This window comes from Microbacterium sp., assembly GCF_049650565.1.
Taxonomy (GTDB): domain Bacteria; phylum Actinomycetota; class Actinomycetes; order Actinomycetales; family Microbacteriaceae; genus Microbacterium.
This window is the reverse complement of record NZ_JBASAK010000082.1, coordinates 1-2,146: the sequence shown is the minus strand read 5'-3', so window position 1 is coordinate 2,146 and position 2,146 is coordinate 1. Positions and strand designations below refer to the sequence as shown.

At 69.9% G+C, this 2,146-nt stretch carries 2 protein-coding genes and 1 pseudogene; 1 reads left to right on the top strand and 2 read right to left on the bottom strand.

Going from position 1 to position 2,146, the window contains the following annotated elements:
- On the top strand, window positions 1–710 hold a 710-nt coding region (locus WA967_RS13160), incomplete at its 5' end, for a zinc-binding dehydrogenase (RefSeq protein WP_424423389.1).
- A gap of 7 nt (window positions 711–717) precedes the next feature.
- On the opposite strand, the gene WA967_RS13155 is transcribed toward WA967_RS13160, so the two are convergent.
- Window positions 718–1,830, bottom strand: a complete 1,113-nt coding sequence (locus WA967_RS13155; protein ID WP_424423387.1) for an LLM class flavin-dependent oxidoreductase — start codon at window positions 1,828–1,830, stop codon at window positions 718–720.
- A 1-nt stretch (window position 1,831) separates the two neighbouring features.
- Window positions 1,832–2,146, bottom strand: a pseudogene (locus tag WA967_RS13150) (hypothetical protein); the annotation flags it as partial.

Genomic DNA, 2,146 nt, shown 5'->3' with positions numbered 1-2,146 from the left:
GCGGCTACGCCGTCGGCGAGCGGGTCGCGATCGGCGACACCCGCGGCACGTATGCGACGGCGCTGGCCGTGCCGGTCGGCAATATCACCCGGCTGCTGGACGGCGTCACCTCCGCCGAAGGCGCGGCCCTCGCGATTCCTGTCGGAACCGCCTATCAGTCACTGCGCTCGCTGGGCGTCCGCAAGGGCGACACACTGCTGATCCACGCCGGTTCCGGTGCCGTCGGGCAGGCCGCCGTGCAGTTCGCGGTGCTGTGGGGCGCGACGGTCATCGCGACGGCGAGCCCCGCGCGCCATGACCAGCTGCGTGCGCTGGGCGCGATCCCCGTCGCCTACGGCGAGGGCCTCACCGACCGTGTGCGCGACGCCGCCCCGCAGGGCGTGACCGTCGCGCTGGACTGCGCGGGCACCGACGAGGCCATTCAGACGTCGCTGGACCTGGTCACAGGCCGAGACCGCATCGCGACCATCGTGCGGGGTCCGGATGCTGCGCAGCTGGGCATCCAGGCGTATTCCGGCGGGAATCCCGTACCCCTCACGGAGCAGCAGATGGCCTGGCGTCACGAGGCCGTCGGCGTGGCCATCAATCTCATCGAGGCCGGTGACTTCCAGGTGGAGCTCGGCCCCGAGCTGCCGCTGGCCGAAGCCGCCCACGCCCACGAGCTTATCGAGCAGCACGCCGCCACGGGAAAGATCGTGCTGATCCCCTGATCACCTTTCAGGCGGCGGCGCGCGCCTCGTCCCGCCGCCGGGCGCCCTCCCTCAGCAGAGGGATGAGCTCCTCCCCCCAGTCGCGCACATCGTCGAGCGGGTCGAAGCCGCGGATGAGGAAGCGCGTCACGCCCCGGTCGTAGTACTTCAGCAGTGCCTCGGCGACCTGCGCCGGAGTGCCGACCGGCGCCGTGGAATTACCGGCGGGGCCCATCAGCCGGGTGATGCCCAGCCACAGCCGCTCGTCATGCACATCGCCGCGCTGGGCGTGCTGCTGCAGCAGGTCCGCCGACACCGAGTGCTGCTCCGTGCTGCGGGGCCGGGCGAACCGCAGCGTCTCCCCTGTGGCGGAGCGCGCCTTCAGCTCGGCGGCCTCCGCGTAGATGCGATCCGCCTTCGCCCACGCCTCCTCCTCCGTGTCCGCAATGATCGGCCGCGTGGACAGGCTGAAGTCGATGTGGCGGCCGACCTTGGCAGCCGCCGCCCTGATCACGCGGATGTGCTCGGCGACGTCCGCGAGAGGTTCGCCGAACAGCATGTACACGTCCGCGCCCTTCGCCCCCACCTCCACCGCATCGCCGGACAGGCCGCCGAAGAAGATCGGGATGCCGGCGTCGGTCGCGGGCTTCACCGATGAGTACGCCCCTTCGACGCGATAGAACTCGCCGTCGTGATCGAAGGGCTCGCTCGACGTGAGCGTCCGACGCAGCACGTCGATGAACTCCCCGGTGCGACGGTACCTGTCGGCCTTCTGGCTGAAGTCGCCGTCGCGGCGCTGATCAGCCTCGCTGCCGCCGGAGATGTGATGGATCGCGACGCGTCCCCCGCCCGTGAGGTGGTCCAGGGTGGCGAGCTTGCGCGCCACGAGCGTGGGCGCGACGAACCCGGGACGATGCGCAATGAGCACCTTCAGCCGCTGCGTGGCGTGCAGTGCGGCGGCGGCGACAGCGAAGCCGTCCGGCGAGCTGGCGCTGTAGCCGATGAGGACACGATCGAACCCGGCATCCTCATGGGCACGTGAGAATTCCCTCACATACGTCGGATCGATGACGGGACCTGTCACGGTCTTCGTCTCCGAGCCCGCAGTCGTGGCGATCATTCCGAGCAGTTCGATGGGCATGTCAGCTCCTTGCAGGTGTCGATGAATGGTGAAGGTCGATCACGGGGACCGAGTCAATGAGGCGACGCGTGTACGGATGCTGCGGTGCCGCGACCACCCGCGATGCGGGTCCGTCCTCGACGATGCGTCCGTGATGCAGCACGACCAATCGGTCGCTCATAGCGGCGAGCGAGCCGATGTCATGCGAGATGACCAGCATCGCCAGCTCGTCCCCGCGGTCGCGGCTCAGAGCGATGAGAGCCTGCACGACGCGGTCGCGGCTGGCCGCGTCCAGGGCGCTGACTGGCTCGTCGAGCACGAGCAGGCGGGGCTGCAC